We start from the raw sequence: 15,032 nt of genomic DNA, 5'->3' as shown, positions 1-15,032 counted from the left end.
CCAACGCGATCAGTCCCCTCTCCCCCCGGGAGAGGGCTAGGGTGAGGGGCTCTTGATCTTCAGCCCACAATCCCGCGAACAATAAAGAACAGCAGCGATGGCCCAAGCAAACACCCAAGCCCGGTGTGAAACGTAGCCGTCAACGCCCCATAAGGCACCAACCGCCGATCCGTCGCCGCCAGCCCTGCCGTCACGCCACTCACTGTCCCGGCCAAACCACCAAACACCATCGCCGAACGCGGGTTATCGAGTCCCATCCAGCGCGCCGCGACCGGCGTGCCGACCATCACCAGAATCGCCTTGATCAACCCGGTGGCAATCGACAGCGCCATCACATCCGATGTCGCGCCAATCGCCGCACCCGTCACCGGCCCAACAATGTAGGTCACCGCACCCGCGCCAATGGTAGTCATGCTCACCGCATCGCGATAACCGAACGCCCAGGCCATGCACGCGCCGACAATGAACGGCAGGATCGTACCGAGCAACAACGCAATCACACCAATCAACCCGGCCTTCTTCGCCTCGGTGGCCTGCACTTCAAACGCCGTGGCCACAATCGCAAAGTCACGCAGCATCGCCCCGCCCATCAGGCCGATGCCAGAGAACAACGTCAGATCCGCCAAGCCTTTCTGGCCACCGGTCATGGTGCCGCCGACCCACGCCAAAACCAGACCAATAACAATGGCAATCGCCGAACCGTGAATACGTCCGAACGTCAGGCGTTTGGACAGAACCACCGACACCCACATGATCACGCCGACAAAAGCGAATGCAGTGACCAGCCCATTGTGTTCCAGACCTTTCTCGATGAGATCCCACATATCAGCGGCCTCCTACTGGCGTGCCGACCGGGGAGATTTCCGCCGGTTCATCAGGCAATGGCTCGCCTTTATGCGTGCGGCTGATCAAAGCAATCGTGCAGCCACAAACCACCACCGAACCAATCGCCGCCAGCACCGCCACCGGGCCACCATGCAGCGCGGTGACGACGTTCTGTTGCGCCGCCATCGCCACCACCACTGGAATGTACATCGCGCCCCAGAAGCCGACGCCCATCTCGCATTCCTTGGTCATGCCGCCGCGTTTCTGCATCCACAACCGCGCGCAGATCAGCAGGATCATGGCGATGCCGACCCCGCCGACATTGGATTTCACGCCCAACAACACGCCGAGCATGTCACCCATGATCACCCCTGCCAGCGTACAGATCGCGAGCAGCGCCACACCGTAAATAATCATTGTTGTAGTCCTCAAAGTGCATCGTCGAATGTTGTTTTTGTTGTTCGAAGCTTGAGTCGGCGGTTTTAGAGTTGGCGGCCACCCTCCTCTCGCAACAGCGCCTGCAAGGTGTCGAGACGCGCACTGTCGAAGGCAGTGACCGTGCCTTGCTCGAACACCCGGCGCGCCAGCCCGGTCAGCACCGCACCGGGCGGCAGTTCGATTTGTAGACGCACGCCGCGCTCGTAGGCGCTTTGTACGGTGCCGCGCCAATCCACCACGCGGCACATGTTGAAGGCGAGGTCGTCGCGCAGCGCTTCTACTTTGGTCACGGGGCGCGCGCGGCTGCCGCTCAGGTAAGCGATTTTCGCGGTTTTCAGTTCGATCTTGGCGAAGGCTTCGGCGAGGGTTTGCGCCGGTTCGTCCAGCAGCGGGCAGTGCGACGGCACGCTTACCGACAGACGTTTTGCCAGACCGGCGCCACGACTGCGCGCCAGTTCGGCCACCGCTTGCATGGCCTTGTCACTGCCGGCAATCACCACCTGATTGTCGGCGTTGATGTTGGCCAGATACACCGGCGAATCCTCGCTATGCACCTGCGCCAGCAGCGTTTCGACTGTGGATAATTGCAGGCCGATGATCGCGGTCATGCCGTAGCCCTGTGGATAAGCCTGTTGCATCAACTCACCGCGCAGGCTGACCAGATGCAACGCGTCGCGGAAGCTCAACGCCCCCGCAACCACTGCTGCCGGGTAAGCGCCGATGGACAGGCCGGCAACGTAGTCCGCCGTGAGTCCGTCCTGCAACAACTGCCGCGAAGCAGCGACTCCGGCGATCAGCAGGCATAGCTGAACCGCCCTTGTCGTGTGCAACGCATCGCTGGAGTCCAGCAACAAAACATCTTCACCAAGCACATCGCTGGCCTCGACCAACGATTCCCGAGGCAAACGCTGAAGCATGCCCGCTTGCTGCGCACCCTGGCCGGGGAACACCAGCAGACTGCTCACGCTGCCTGCTCCTGCGGGTTCCACGGGTCAGTCACCAAACAGGCCTGATACTCGTTTTTCAGCAGCACGCGTGCCGATCCGCTGGCCCACTCGCGCAATGCCACAGCACCGAACGGCGTCTGTAACTGCATGTCGATCCGGCACTCGGTTTGATCAAAAATCTCTACGAATTTACGAGCCTGATTACGCGTGATCAGCTGCGGCGTACGCAGAATCAGATCGAGATCACTGGCCGCGTGCATCGCGGTAAAACCACTGGCCAATTCAAACCCGACGCTGCCGCTGACACCCCAGATCCAACCGCAATCGTCGAGCATTGGCCGCAGTTGTTTGAGCGCGTGCATGACCGGCAGATCGCGCTCGCAATCGACATGACAAAGCCCCTCGGGGCTGACGCGACAGGCAATCGAATCGAGCTCCATAAACGCCGCCAGCCGCTGCTCGCGCAACACACCGCGCACGCCCACCGCGACAAAACCTTCAGCACTCAACGCCCGCCGCACCACCACCGGTTGCCCAGCGGCCAGCGACTCGACTGCCCACAGCGGCGCATCCGCCGGCAACTGCGCCGGGGTCATGCCCCAGAGCAGATCGTGGGCCAGAGGCGTGTTCACCACTGCGCCCTCAGCAATTCGCGAACCTTGCTGGAGGCCGCACGGTTTTTTGCGCCGAGGCGATTGCTCAAGTCAGTACCGGCGATATCGCCGATGGCTTGTTTGAGGAACTCGTTGACTCTTGATAGATCTTCCGCCGTCGGCTGCTCAATCTGCTCCACCGACAGGGTTTCCCAGAGCAAACCGAGGCTCGCATAACTGTCGATGTCATAGGCCATCGGCGGCACGCTGGCGGCCAGCGCTTCCAACTCTTCAACACTGCGCAACGTCACCCGCGCCGCCGAAGCCTTGCCCATGGCATGCACCATCACGCCCGGATCACGCAGCGCGATCAAACGATTGGCCTGATAACCGTGAGCCAGAAACGCCCCGGACATCGCCTTACCGACCAGTAATGCAATCACCGGATGCCCGGCCAACCGCGCACGGGCATAACTGTCCGCCGCACCGGCCAACGCCTGATGAATGCCGAGCGCTTCTTCGCGCCGACCATAAGCCTGGCTCGGCACATCGACGATGGCGATGATCGGGCGCTTCTGCGCTTTGTCGCGGTCAGCCATGATCGCGTCATCCACAGCCTTGGCCAAACCCCAGCCTTCGAGCAAACCGACTTCGCCGTTGCGCGCACGCGGGAAACGATTGTCCGGGTCAGCGACCACCGCGATAAAACGCCCCAGCTCACCGTCAGCAACCTTCAACGAGGCCGGTAGCCCTTCGACCGCGCCAGCGCCCGCGCTCAAAGCGTTGAACCAGTTCAAACCGCGCAGTGAATAACCGCTCATGAGCGCTCTCCTTGATACAGATCGCGAACCACCGACGGTTCGATTTGCGGGTCAGTGTTCAGGCTTCTGAGGCGTTGCAGAAACCATTCGGCGCGCTGGCTGCGTGGTTTCGCTGGCAAACCCTGCTGCAGTAATTCACCGACCTGCTGACGAATATTCGCCACGTCATCGGCGACATACCGATCCACCAGACCACTGGCAAAACGCTGCTCGCCGCCAGTCAGGCTCCAGATGAATGGCCGGTCGCGAGAGTCGTATTCTTCGATTCCGGCTTCCTGCTCAATCACCTGCGGGCCGTTCAAACCGAGGCGTGCTTCCTGAGTCACCAGCAAATAACTGCACAGCGCCGCCGCAATCGACATACCGCCGAAACACCCAACGCTGCCCGCCACCACGCCGACCACCGGTTGGTACTGCTGCAAATCGACAATCGCCGCATGAATATCAGCAATCGCCGCCAGCCCGAGATTGGCTTCCTGCAAGCGCACGCCGCCGGTTTCCAGCAACAGCACCGCGCGGGTCGGAATGCCTTTGCGGTTGTCTTCAGCGGCCAGTTCCAGCGCGCCGGCAATCTTCGCCCCGCCGACTTCGCCAAGGCTGCCACCCTGAAATGCGCCTTCAATCGCGGCAATGACCACCGGCAAACCATCGAGGCTGCCCTTGGCGATCACCACACCGTCATCGGCCTGCGGCACCACGCCCTGGCGTTCGAGCCACGGCGACATCACCCGTTGAAACGGATCGAGCAATTCGCGAAAGCTGCCGGCATCGAGCAAGGCTTGCGCCCGTTGCCGCGCACCGAGCTCGACGAAGCTGTGTTTGTTGAGCAGCGCTGTGCTGTCAGTCATGGCCGATCTCCTCGAAACCTTGTTCCAGCCGCAAGCGCACCACCCCCGGCGTCGCACCGAAATCGTGGATATCGATGGCCATCGCCGGCGGCGTGGTGCCGTCGAACATCCGCGCAAACAGATGCTGCCAGCGCAGTTGCGCGCCGTTGACCGAGGTCTGCACATTGATCGTCAGCTTGCCGGCCAGGCCCGGTTCGATCAGCACTTCCAGATCTCCGGAGCCGACACAACCGACCAGCGCCCGCCCGCGTGGCGGCTGCCCGGCGGAGAATTCAAACGATAGGGTTTCCATCAAAACGCTCCCTGAAGGATGCCGTCGCGCTCGATGCGATCGAGCAGCAGCGTGACGGCGAGCAAGTCGGCGGCGCCACCGGGCGAGGCATTTAATGCGATGAGTTGTTGATCCAGTTCGTGCAAGCGACGACGCCCGCTGAGGCTGGCGCTGCCACCGGCATCGAGCACCGCTTGCGCGCCGGACTGCATGGCGTGCAGGCCCTCTTCACCGGCGCGGTAGAGCACGCAGGTGTCGGCCAGATTGGTCATGATCGCGAGCAAGGCGTCGAGCCGGGCGTTCTGTTCGCCGTGGCCGTTGCCGCGGCTGCGTTTGAGTTGTGGGAAGCCGCGTTGCAGCACCGAAGGGAAGCCGAGTTGCGCTTCTTCCCGAGCACCGCGAGCGCCGTAACGCAGGGCGACTTGCGCGCCATGGCTCAATGGCTTTGACGCGTAACGATCATCCAGCAAGGCCAGGCGTGCGGCGCGCAGGGTCACGGCGTTAGCGCTGGAGGATTGCGGTTCCAACGCAGCAGCGGTCACCAATAATCCCAAGGCCCAGATCGCCCCACGATGCGTGTTCACGCCATCGGTGGTCGTGAGCATGGCTTGCTCGCCTTCACGACCGATGCGGCCAATCGCTTCGCGCAACGTTGAATCGACGTCGCCGATTTCAACCGCCGCTTCAGCCATTTCCTTGAACGCCGGCCACAACGACAGCGCCGAAGCGTGCATCAGGCCCAGATGCAGATCGGTGTGCGCGCCATTGCCGCGACGGTCGACCAGCGCCGGTTTCGGCGACAGATCGGCTTCGTCGATCAAGGCGTCCACCGCCAGATCGGCCAATCGATCAGCGAGGGACAGCGGTTTCGCTTGCAGGTTAAGTGCGTGCATTACCAGCTCCTGAATTTGGCGGGCGGGTTGTACAGGCCGCCGGACCACTCGACCAGATCAGCCACGCTTTTCGCCGCGAGCAGTTCGCGGGTGGCATCGGTGCGGCGGATACCGAGGTCTTCGGGCAAGGCGATCAGGCCTTCGCGGCGCATGCGTTCGGTGTCTTTCGGGTTGTGGCGCAGGCCGATGGCGGTGACGCCGGCGACCGCTGCGATCATCGCCTGGCGCTCTTCCAGCGAGCGTGCCTTGTACAGGTAGGCGATGCCTTCTTCGGTGAGCAAGTGGGTGACGTCGTCGCCGTAAATCATGATCGGCGCCAGCGGCATGCCGCTTTTCTTCGCCACTTCCACCGCGTCAAGGGTTTCGACGAAGGTCGGTTTGCCGCCCTCCTGGAACGTCTCGACCATTTGCACCACGAGTTTCTTGCCGCGTTCGAGCATCGGCTGCTGCGAGTCGTCGTGGCGCATATCCAGCCACGCCGGGGTGCCGTGACGGCGACCGCGCGGGTCGTGGCCCATGTTCGGCGCGCCACCGAAACCGGCGAGACGGCCACGGGTCACGGTCGAAGAATGGCCATCGCCATCGACCTGCAACGTCGCGCCGATAAACAGATCCACCGCGTATTGCCCGGCCAGTTGGCAGAACATCCGGTTGGAACGCAGCGAGCCGTCGCGGCCGGTGAAAAACACGTCCGGGCGCGCGGCGATGTAGTTTTCCATGCCCAGTTCGGTGCCGAAGCAATGCACGCTTTCGACCCAGCCGCTCTCGATCGCCGGGATCAACGTCGGGTGCGGGTTGAGCGTCCAGTTGCGGCAGATCTTGCCTTTGAGGCCGAGGGATTCGCCGTAGGTCGGCAGGATCAGCTCGATGGCGGCGGTATTGAAACCGATGCCGTGGTTGAGCGACTGCACGTTGTGTTTTTCGTAGATGCCGCGAATCGCCATCATCGCCATCAGTACGTGCACAGGCTTGATGTGGCGCGGGTCACGGGTGAACAGCGGCTCGATATAGAACGGCTTATCGGCGACTACCACGAAATCGACCCACGACGCCGGAATGTCCACGCGCGGCAGTTCGCTGACGTCGTCGACCAATTGGTTGACCTGGACGATGACGATGCCGTCGCTGAACGCGGCCGGTTCGATCAGTGCCGGGGTGTCTTCGGTGCTCGGGCCGGTGTAGATGTTGCCGGCGCGGTCGGCCATGAACCCGGCCGAGAGCACGACGTTTGGGATCAGGTCTACCACCAGCCGGGCATAGAGTTCGATGTAGGTGTGAATCGCGCCGATTTCCAGCAGGCCGTCTTCGAGTAACTGGCTGATGCGCAGGCTCTGGGTGCCGGCGAAGGAGAAATCCAGTTTGCGGGCGATGCCGCGTTCGAACAGGTCGAGGTGCTCGGAGCGACCGACGCTGGGCATGATCATGTGCAGATCGTGGAGCTTTTCCGGGTCGGCTTTGGCTAGCGAGCGCGAGAGGAAGTCCGCCTGCTTCTGGTTGTTGCCCTCGAGTACCACACGGTCGCCGGGATGGATCAGCGCTTCGAGCGCGGCGACGATCTTGTCGGTGGGCAACACCACACCGTCGGCCAGCCCGCGCACCTTGTCGAGCCGGCGCTGCTTCTCATCGCGCCGCCGCGTCCAGCGCGAATCGGGGGAAATTGTTGTTGTCATGCTCACTCCACGGGGTTCGCTGTCGTGGAGCTAAGGTAGGCGTGTGGGGTGGGGGCATCAATCAAGCGCGGTGGTGAATCATTACGCTGAGCGTAATGGTCAAGAGCGCCCTCACCCTAGCCCTCTCCCGGAGGGAGAGGGGACCGATTGGGGGATATTCGGGAATTGCGCCGACCTGATCGTGCTTTACCGAATCCATAATCGACTCGCTTTACCAAACCCATAATCGACTCGGTTTTTCAGGTCGATGTATGACGCCAGACACCTCGGTCGGCCCCCTCTCCCTCCGGGAGAGGGCTGGGGTGAGGGTCAGCTTTTAAGTCACTCCGTCGGCACCAACCTATCCAACAAACGGTTAACAGCCATCTCCGCCACCATCACCACCTGCGCAATACCTTGCACAGTCTTGCGGTGCGTACCTTCCACCATTGCCGCATGGTTATTGAGCATCACCGTGGCCGACCCGAGGGTTTCACTGGCGTCGGCCAGCAGGGATTCGGTGTCGGCATTGGGGTTGGCCATGTACAGCGTGTTGGGGGTGTAAGGCGTGGCCATCAGGTCGGCGTTGGTCGGGCCGAGGTAATGGTCGAGGGCGCGTTCGGCGGCTTCGTGGAATTTCTTTGAATCGGGGGATTCGTAGGGAGATGCCGGGTCGGTGAGCGGCGGGTTTGGCGTTACTTTGAACATTTACCAGATCCTCATTCGGGCTAGCCACCGCTTCTCTACTAAAAGAAGTGGAGGCAGCTGTACGCAGGTTAGTAGACCGGGGATCTGGGAAACCGGCGCGCCCGAAGGCGCCCTGCGCACAACCACCATAAAGTGCAGGTATGGAGTACCTGACTGTCTGATGAGCTATACGCCCCAAATATGACGGGCTACTAAACCCGATCACTGGAAATCAGTGACGGAATCAAGTTACGCAGCATGCCCAAGGCGCACAAGCCGGCGGATTCTGGTGCATGCGTAGGCAGCGGCGCAAGGATTTGTAGGCTAGGGAGCCGTAACACCGGGTGTCTTTAAACAGCTTGGCTGAATGGTGTTTATTGCGCACAGCGATTGAGGATTTGTCTGTCGGATTGAGGTGATGCGACTGGCGCTTTCGCGAGCAGGCTCGCTCCCACAGGGGGTCTGTGTCGTCCGCAAAATTCGGGATCACTGGAGATCCATTGTGGGAGCGAGCCTGCTCGCGAAGAGGCCAGCCGAAGCAGCGCAAATTCTGGATCAGCCCGCCGATGATCGTTCCCACGCTCTGCGTGGGAATGCCTCAACGGACGCTCCGCGTTCGGCTTTTTGGGACGCGGAGCGTCCCGGGCTGCATTCCCACGCGGAGCGTGGGAACGATCAAACACTGAAGACTCTGGATCAGTGGACCAGCCCCGCCTCCACCAACAACTTCTCCAACCCCAACAAATCCGGCACCTTCGCCACCTGCTCCCCGACCTGCACCGCCGCCTGCTCCAGCGCACACAACGGCACATCGACATAACTCAACTGACTGTCGAGCTTGTACGAGCGCGGAATCCCTTGCACCAGCAGCGCAATGAACTTCAACTCCGGCAATCCGCCCAGCGCATTCAAAATCACGATCCGCGCGCGCTCGCCAATGACGATTTTCTGCCCGCACGCCGATTCAAAACTCAGCAGCGGAATCTGCCGCTCACGCCACTTCACGCGCCCCAGGTACCACGGCGGCGTATCCAGATCGAAGGCGCTGGCCTGGTAATCAATCAACTCAGCGACAGCGACGTTAGGCAAGATCAGGTTGCGATCCGCCAACGGCAGCAACAACCCGGTCAACTGACTGCTGCGTTGATTATGCCGGCGCTCATGCATGTTTCTTGCTCCACTGGGCAATGCTTTCAAGCAGCACCGACTCTTGATACGGCTTGCCGAGGTAGTCGTTGACGCCGATGGCCATCGCGCGATCGCGGTGTTTCTGGCCGGTGCGTGAGGTGATCATGATGATCGGCAGGTGTTGCAGGCGTTCGTCATTGCGCACCTGGGTGGCGACTTCGAAGCCGTCCATGCGCGGCATTTCGATGTCGAGCAGCATCAGGTCGGGCATGTGTTCTTCGAGCAACAACATGGCGTCGACACCGTCCTTGGCGGTCAGCACGTTCATGCCGTGACGTTCGAGCAAACGGCTGGTGACCTTGCGCACGGTGACCGAGTCGTCGACCACCATCACCAGCAGCGGTTTCTGCGGTTCGCTGTCGATCTCCGGCACCGTCGGTGTCTGCGCAACCCGCGCTTGCATCGCCCGAATCGGTGCGAGCAAATCGAGAATCAGCACCACCCGGCCATCGCCGAGAATCGTCGCCCCGGACACGCCCTGCACTGCCGCGAATTGGGCGCCAAGGCTCTTGACCACGATCTCGCGGGTGCCGGCCATGGTATCCACCAGCACCGCGATGCGCCGGTCGTTGTAGTGCACCAGCAGTACCGGCAATGGCAGGTTCTGGCCGAGCAGTTTCGGCCGTGGCGCGGTTTTCAGCAGTTCGCCGAGGTAGCACAGTTCATAGGTCTGGCCGCCATACTGGTAACGCGGCGGATCAACCCGGAAGTGCGCTTCCAGATCATTCGGCAACACGCGAACAATGCCTTCGATGGTGTTCAGCGGAATCGCGTATTGATCCTCGCCACACTGCACCATCAGCGCACGGTTGACCGACACGGTGAACGGCAGCCGAATGCGGAAATGCACGCCCTGCCCCGGCACCGAGTCGATGCTCATGCTGCCGCCGAGTTGCCGCACTTCTTCGTGCACCACGTCCATGCCGACGCCGCGTCCGGAAATCTGCGTGATTTTTTCGGCGGTCGAGAATCCCGGCTGAAGGATGAACTGCAACACGTCGCGGTCGCTGATCTCCGCTTCCGGCGCGAGCATGCCACGCTTGATCGCCTTGCGCCGCACCGCTTCCAGTGGCACCCCGGCGCCGTCATCGCGAATATCGAAAACAATGTCGCCGCCCTCGCGGGACAGGTCGAGGCTGATCTGTCCTTGCGCCGGTTTACCCGCCGCCAGCCGCACTTCGGCCGACTCCAGACCATGGTCGACGGCATTGCGCAGCATGTGTTCCAGCGGCGCGGCCATGCGCTCGAGCACGTTGCGATCCATCTCGCCTTCGGCGTTGCCGACGACGAAGGCAACGTCTTTGTTCAGCTCTTCAGCGACCTGACGGACGATGCGTTTGAGGCGCGGCAACATGCGCTCGAACGGCACCATGCGCGTGCGCATCAGGCCTTCCTGCAATTCGGTGTTGATGCGGCCCTGTTGCTGCAACAGGTTCTCGGCGTCGTGATTACGGCGGTCGAGGGTTTCCTTGAGGTCGAGCAAGTCGGATGCCGATTCGAACAGCGCCCGCGACAGTTGCTGCAACTGCGAATGGCGGTCCATTTCCAGCGGATCGAATTCTTCGTAACCGAGGCGTTCGGCATCGACTTGCTGGCGGCTGAGAATTCGCCCCTGGGTTTCGGTGTCGAGACGACGCAACTGATCGCGCATCCGTTCGATGGTGGTTTCCATCTCGTTCAGGGCGATCTGCGCGTCGTTGACTTGCTGCTCGATACGACCACGGAAGATCGAGGTTTCGCCGGCCAGATTGACCAGTTCATCAAGCAGTTCGGCGGAGACCTTGACCATGTCCGCGCCAGCCTCGGCAGCCGGCGGCGCCGCGTCAGTCTTGACCGGCACAGATAGCACTGGCGGCGTTTCTACCGTCACTGGGTGGCTGAAATTCTGGATCGCGTTGATCAACCGATCCGCCGGTGGACACGGTTGCCCGGCGCGCACGCCATCGAGCATTTGCGCCAGGCGATCATGCCCGCGCTGCACCAGCGCAAACAGTTCGGTCGACGGCTGCAATGTTCCGGAGGAAAGACTTTCGTAAAGGTATTCCAGCTCATGGGCGAGGTCGCCGATCGGGCCGATCTCGACCATCCGCGCGCCGCCCTTGAGGGTGTGCAGATCGCGCAGCAGGGTTTCCACTTCCTGACGATTACCCGGCTCGGCCTGCCAGCGCAGCAGCGCGGCGCCGGAGTTTTCGATGATGTCGAAACCTTCTTCGAGGAATATCTCCAGCAGCTCCGGGTCGTGGCCAGCGCTGTCATGATCGGCCGCTGGCTGGGGCGTTTCGCTGACGGCCTGGCCTTGACGCACCTGACGCAGGGTTTCGATCAAATCCTGCGCCGGGGTCAGTGGCTGATGTTGTTGCAGTTGTTCAAGCAGCAGCGCCAAACGCTCATGACTCTTGAGCAGCAGACGCCTCAAGGTTTCGCTGTAGTTGAAGCGACGATCGACCAGACCTTCGTAAAGGCTTTCCAGCTCCTGTGCCAGATCGCCAATTACCTCGACTTCGGCCATCCGCGCGCCGCCCTTGAGCGTATGCAAATCGCGCTGCAACGAGGACAGCGGCGCGGCATTGTCCGGGTCGCTCAACCAGCGCTGCAAGGCCTGGCCTGAGCTGTCGAGAATGTCCACCGCCTCTTCGAGGAAGATCTCGACGATCTCGTCATCGGGTTCAAGCGCCGTTGCCTTTTGCTGCAACTCAGCGGTGGCGCTGCCCAGTTCACGGATGCTCAGGGTGCGGCTGCCATCGCTGCGAATCAGGCCCATGGAAGAAGGATCGAGGCTCTGATCGAGCAGATCATGCAACGCCCGAATCCGCTCTGGCTGCGGCGTGACTTCCTGACCCGCCGCCAGTTCGTCGAGCATGTTGATCAGCGCTTCGTGAGCGTTTTGCGCTTCCTGGAAAAACCGTTCGCTGACCGCCAGGCTGCTTTCTTCCACGGCGCCGTAGAGATCGAGCAAGGCTTCGCACAACACATCCACCGGCAGCAAATCCGCCAAATGCGCGCCTTCGCCAAGGGTGGTCAGTTCATCCAGCAAGGCGCTGAGTTCCTGACGCTCGCCGGGGTGTTGCTGCCAGCGCTGTAGCAGGCTCTCAGCATCCAGCAGGATATCCATGCCCTGAGCGAGAAAGTTGTTGATCAGTTGCGGATCGCGCTTGATCCGCAGGCCGGTATTGGGCGCATCGAGGATCGACGCCAGACGCTCGGCGAGCAGGGTTTCCGAGCGTTTGATCAGCGACTGTGCACCGACAATCGGCGCCAGCGGATCGTGCTTGAGCTGACGCAGGCCGACGCGAAACAGGCCCTCGGCTTCGAGCAGCAACTCCACTTCGTCGAGGTCGAGCGGCAACTGATGCGCCTTGAACTCGCGGGCCAGTTGATCGAGCGGTGCAGCGAGTTCGGCAATCGGCAACACCCCGGCCATGGAGGCGCTGCCCTTGAGCGTGTGCAGGGCGCGCTGCAATTCATCGCTGGCCTGTAGCGGCACATGCTCGGCGGCTTGATCGAGAAAGCGATTGAGGCTGGCGAGGTGGGTCTCGGCTTCTTTGCGGAAGATCTCCAGCAACAGCGGATCGAGCGCGGCGACATCGTCGACGTCTTCGGCAGCCAGCGGTTCGTCACCCTTGGCCAAGGCGTGAGCACGGGCAGCGAGTTGATCGACATCGCTGCGTTGCCGTTGGCTGTTAGTGGCGAATTCGCTGATCAGTTCGGGCAGCAACAGCACGGTGTCGGTCAGCACTTGCTGCACCACCGCGCACGGTTCGACGCTCTGCTCCAGCACGCGGTTAAGCAGGTTTTCCACCGACCACGCCAGTTCACCGAGAATCAGCGCGCGGACCATGCGCCCGCTGCCCTTCAAGGTGTGAAAGGCGCGACGCAGCTCGGTCAGCGCATCGCGGTCCTGCGAATTGGCGATCCAGCGCGGCAGGTATTCGTGGAGAACTTCGAGGACCTCGTCGGTCTCTTCGAGGAACACTTCGCGCAGCTCATCGTCGACCGGTTCTTCATCAGCCGGTGGCGGCATCAGGCTGCCGGGAGTAATCAGGGCCGGCGGGTTGAGCGCCGAAACCGGGCTGGCCAGAACGTCGGCCAGCGACTGTACGGTTTCCGGATCGTCGAGCGCCTGCATGTCCTGCATCACCAGCGCTTCGCTGGGGCTGAGCACGTCGTCGAGCACGGGCACATGCGGCTCATTTGGAAAGAAACCCAGACTCGCAAGGGACTTCTGCGCGACATCCAGCAACTGCTCGCTCGGCGCCTGCGGATCGTCGCTCAGACGTTCGAGGTAATACTCGAGGCTGCTGATGACATCGGCCAGATGATCGAGTTGTTCCCAACCCGGCTCGTGCGGATCAAGCAGCAGATGTTCGCGGATAAAACCGTTGCAGGCTTCGACCAGACTCGCCGCGCGGCTGAGCGGAATCATCGCCAGCGCACCGCGCACCTGCGTCAACAGCGCCGGCAGCGGTTGCAGGTGCTGGCGATCCCAATCGGCGTCGATGTAGTCGACGATCATGTCCTTGGCCTGTTGCAGGCAGATGCGCGCTTCCTTGATGACGATCTGATGGATCTGCGTCAGGTCGGTGGTCGGCAGGCGCGCGTCTTCCGGGCTTTCCGGCTCGACGGTGCCGACCATGCCGGCCAGCGTCGCCTCGACGTAGAGCAGAGCACCGGCAACGTCCATGAGGATCGCGTCATTCGGTTCGCGCTGGCCTTGGGCGAGGCTGAGCACCACGGCCAATTGATCGATGATGACTTTGCGCGGCTGGCCGAAACCCAGCACGGCGAGGGTGTCGGCAATCTGCCGCAGTGGCGCCAGCAGGCTCTCCAGATCCGAGGTGTGCTGACGGTCGCTGCGCACGAACAGGTCGAGGCGTTCCTTGACCCGCACCAGCTCTTCGCACAGCGCCGCCAGCACCGAGCGCATCGCATCGCGGTCGGGGCCGGCCAGGCGCGCGCGTTCTTCGTCGACCATCGCGCTGTCGGGCAACGCGTCGTCCAGGGAGTAGCGATCTTTCATGGTCAGCATCTGCCCGGTGGGATGTTCGGCTTTGGCAATATAGAACAACAGGCTTTTCAGCAGCTCCGCCGGTGGCGGCCGATTGAGGCCGGCCATGCCCTGATCGAGCAGGCGTTTGAGTTCTTTGTCGGCGTCCTTGAACAGGCTGCGCAGCGCCGGACTGTTGGCGATGATGCCTTCGCGCATGCCTTCGACCAGCGCCGAGGCGACTTGCCACAGCGGGCTCAGCGGCGAATCACCGCTCAGCGCTTCGAGGCGGGTGAAGACTTTGGCCAGATACTCGAGATGCGTCTGGTCATCCTGTTCGCGCAACAAACCGACCAAAGCCATTTGCAGCATCTGCCGTAATTTGCGCAGCACGTTCGGCAACTCTGCCGGCTCAAGCAGCGCCAGTGCTTCGGCGCTCAAGGGCGGTAACTCAGGCAGTTGCGGGCTGAACAGGCTGGTTTCCGACAACAGGCTTTCGCCACGAGCACTGCGCAGATCGTTGAGCAGCGGCAGCACCACCAACGGCAAATCGCGGCGGGCGCTCTGCACGCGGTCGAGGTAGATCGGCAATTGCCCAAGGGCTTGCAGCAACAGATGCAGGGCTTCGTCGCGATGGCTGACGCGCTCATGCTGCAAGGCTTCGACCAGATGTTCCATTTCTTCGGCGAGCAAGGCTGCGCCGTAGAACTCGACCATCTGCAAACTGCCGTGGACCTGATGGATGTAATCCAGGCACTCGTCCAGCCCGGGAAAGGCCTGCGGATCATCGAGCACGGCTTCAATCGCCTGATGCGCCAGCCTCAGCGTTTCGGCAATTTCGCCTTTGACCCATTCGAGGGCCACATAGTCGTGCCGATCACCCATAAC

General features: G+C 61.9%; 12 protein-coding genes. All 12 read right to left on the bottom strand.

Translation table 11 applies throughout. The features are described 5' to 3' along the window. Nucleotides 1-59: 59 nt before the first annotated feature. Nucleotides 60-824: a malonate transporter subunit MadM gene (madM, locus tag ACOYXJ_RS11520; protein ID WP_007913704.1), complete on the bottom strand. Its 765-nt coding sequence runs from the start codon at nt 822-824 to the stop codon at nt 60-62. A gap of 1 nt (nt 825) precedes the next feature. Continuing rightward, nucleotides 826-1,242, bottom strand: a complete 417-nt coding sequence (gene madL / locus ACOYXJ_RS11515; RefSeq protein WP_038358777.1) for a malonate transporter subunit MadL — start codon at nt 1,240-1,242, stop codon at nt 826-828. 65 nt (nt 1,243-1,307) lie between these two features. Next, a complete protein-coding gene (gene mdcH / locus ACOYXJ_RS11510; RefSeq protein WP_460369523.1) occupies nt 1,308-2,228 on the bottom strand; it encodes a malonate decarboxylase subunit epsilon in 921 nt (306 codons plus the stop codon). Further along, nucleotides 2,225-2,845, bottom strand: coding sequence for a malonate decarboxylase holo-ACP synthase (locus ACOYXJ_RS11505; protein WP_460369521.1), 621 nt, complete (start codon nt 2,843-2,845; stop codon nt 2,225-2,227). Before ACOYXJ_RS11505 ends, mdcH begins: the two co-directional genes overlap by 4 nt. Next, nucleotides 2,839-3,624: a biotin-independent malonate decarboxylase subunit gamma gene (mdcE, locus tag ACOYXJ_RS11500; protein ID WP_460369518.1), complete on the bottom strand. Its 786-nt coding sequence runs from the start codon at nt 3,622-3,624 to the stop codon at nt 2,839-2,841. The genes ACOYXJ_RS11505 and mdcE overlap by 7 nt, the downstream gene beginning before the upstream one ends. Then, complete coding sequence (locus ACOYXJ_RS11495; RefSeq protein WP_460369516.1) at nt 3,621-4,472, bottom strand: biotin-independent malonate decarboxylase subunit beta; 852 nt, start codon at nt 4,470-4,472, stop codon at nt 3,621-3,623. Before ACOYXJ_RS11495 ends, mdcE begins: the two co-directional genes overlap by 4 nt. Further along, the gene (locus tag ACOYXJ_RS11490) at nt 4,465-4,764 is read right to left on the bottom strand and encodes a malonate decarboxylase subunit delta (RefSeq protein ID WP_160042189.1); all 300 of its coding nucleotides are present in this window, start codon (nt 4,762-4,764) and stop codon (nt 4,465-4,467) included. Before ACOYXJ_RS11490 ends, ACOYXJ_RS11495 begins: the two co-directional genes overlap by 8 nt. Beyond that, nucleotides 4,764-5,636, bottom strand: a complete 873-nt coding sequence (locus ACOYXJ_RS11485; RefSeq protein WP_460369514.1) for a triphosphoribosyl-dephospho-CoA synthase — start codon at nt 5,634-5,636, stop codon at nt 4,764-4,766. Before ACOYXJ_RS11485 ends, ACOYXJ_RS11490 begins: the two co-directional genes overlap by 1 nt. Then, nucleotides 5,636-7,306, bottom strand: coding sequence for a malonate decarboxylase subunit alpha (mdcA, locus tag ACOYXJ_RS11480; protein ID WP_093429846.1), 1,671 nt, complete (start codon nt 7,304-7,306; stop codon nt 5,636-5,638). The genes ACOYXJ_RS11485 and mdcA overlap by 1 nt, the downstream gene beginning before the upstream one ends. A 321-nt stretch (nt 7,307-7,627) precedes the next feature. Beyond that, complete coding sequence (locus ACOYXJ_RS11475) at nt 7,628-7,993, bottom strand: DUF6124 family protein (RefSeq protein ID WP_141126235.1); 366 nt, start codon at nt 7,991-7,993, stop codon at nt 7,628-7,630. Nucleotides 7,994-8,668: 675 nt separating this feature from the next. Further along, on the bottom strand, nt 8,669-9,139 hold the full coding sequence (locus ACOYXJ_RS11470; protein WP_150648888.1) for a chemotaxis protein CheW: 471 nt from the start codon (nt 9,137-9,139) through the stop codon (nt 8,669-8,671). Further along, nucleotides 9,132-15,029 (bottom strand): hybrid sensor histidine kinase/response regulator, encoded by a 5,898-nt coding sequence (locus ACOYXJ_RS11465; protein WP_460369511.1) that lies wholly within the window; start codon nt 15,027-15,029, stop codon nt 9,132-9,134. The genes ACOYXJ_RS11470 and ACOYXJ_RS11465 overlap by 8 nt, the downstream gene beginning before the upstream one ends. Nucleotides 15,030-15,032: the final 3 nt, after the last annotated feature.

This window comes from Pseudomonas sp. Tul2A7 (assembly GCF_054790505.1).
The sequence above is the reverse complement of the archived record's forward strand: the minus strand, read 5'-3'. Positions and strand labels throughout refer to the sequence as shown.

Excerpts from the sequence above, each read along its gene's own strand:
- madM (WP_007913704.1), bottom strand. The coding sequence starts at position 824 with ATGTGGGATCTCATCGAGAAAGGTCTGGAACACAATGGGCTGGTCACT.
- madL (WP_038358777.1), bottom strand. The coding sequence starts at position 1,242 with ATGATTATTTACGGTGTGGCGCTGCTCGCGATCTGTACGCTGGCAGGG.
- mdcE (WP_460369518.1), bottom strand. The coding sequence starts at position 3,624 with ATGAGCGGTTATTCACTGCGCGGTTTGAACTGGTTCAACGCTTTGAGC.
- ACOYXJ_RS11495 (WP_460369516.1), bottom strand. The coding sequence starts at position 4,472 with ATGACTGACAGCACAGCGCTGCTCAACAAACACAGCTTCGTCGAGCTC.
- ACOYXJ_RS11490 (WP_160042189.1), bottom strand. The coding sequence starts at position 4,764 with ATGGAAACCCTATCGTTTGAATTCTCCGCCGGGCAGCCGCCACGCGGG.
- ACOYXJ_RS11485 (WP_460369514.1), bottom strand. The coding sequence starts at position 5,636 with ATGCACGCACTTAACCTGCAAGCGAAACCGCTGTCCCTCGCTGATCGA.
- mdcA (WP_093429846.1), bottom strand. The coding sequence starts at position 7,306 with ATGACAACAACAATTTCCCCCGATTCGCGCTGGACGCGGCGGCGCGAT.
- ACOYXJ_RS11475 (WP_141126235.1), bottom strand. The coding sequence starts at position 7,993 with ATGTTCAAAGTAACGCCAAACCCGCCGCTCACCGACCCGGCATCTCCC.
- ACOYXJ_RS11470 (WP_150648888.1), bottom strand. The coding sequence starts at position 9,139 with ATGCATGAGCGCCGGCATAATCAACGCAGCAGTCAGTTGACCGGGTTG.
- ACOYXJ_RS11465 (WP_460369511.1), bottom strand. The coding sequence starts at position 15,029 with ATGGGTGATCGGCACGACTATGTGGCCCTCGAATGGGTCAAAGGCGAA.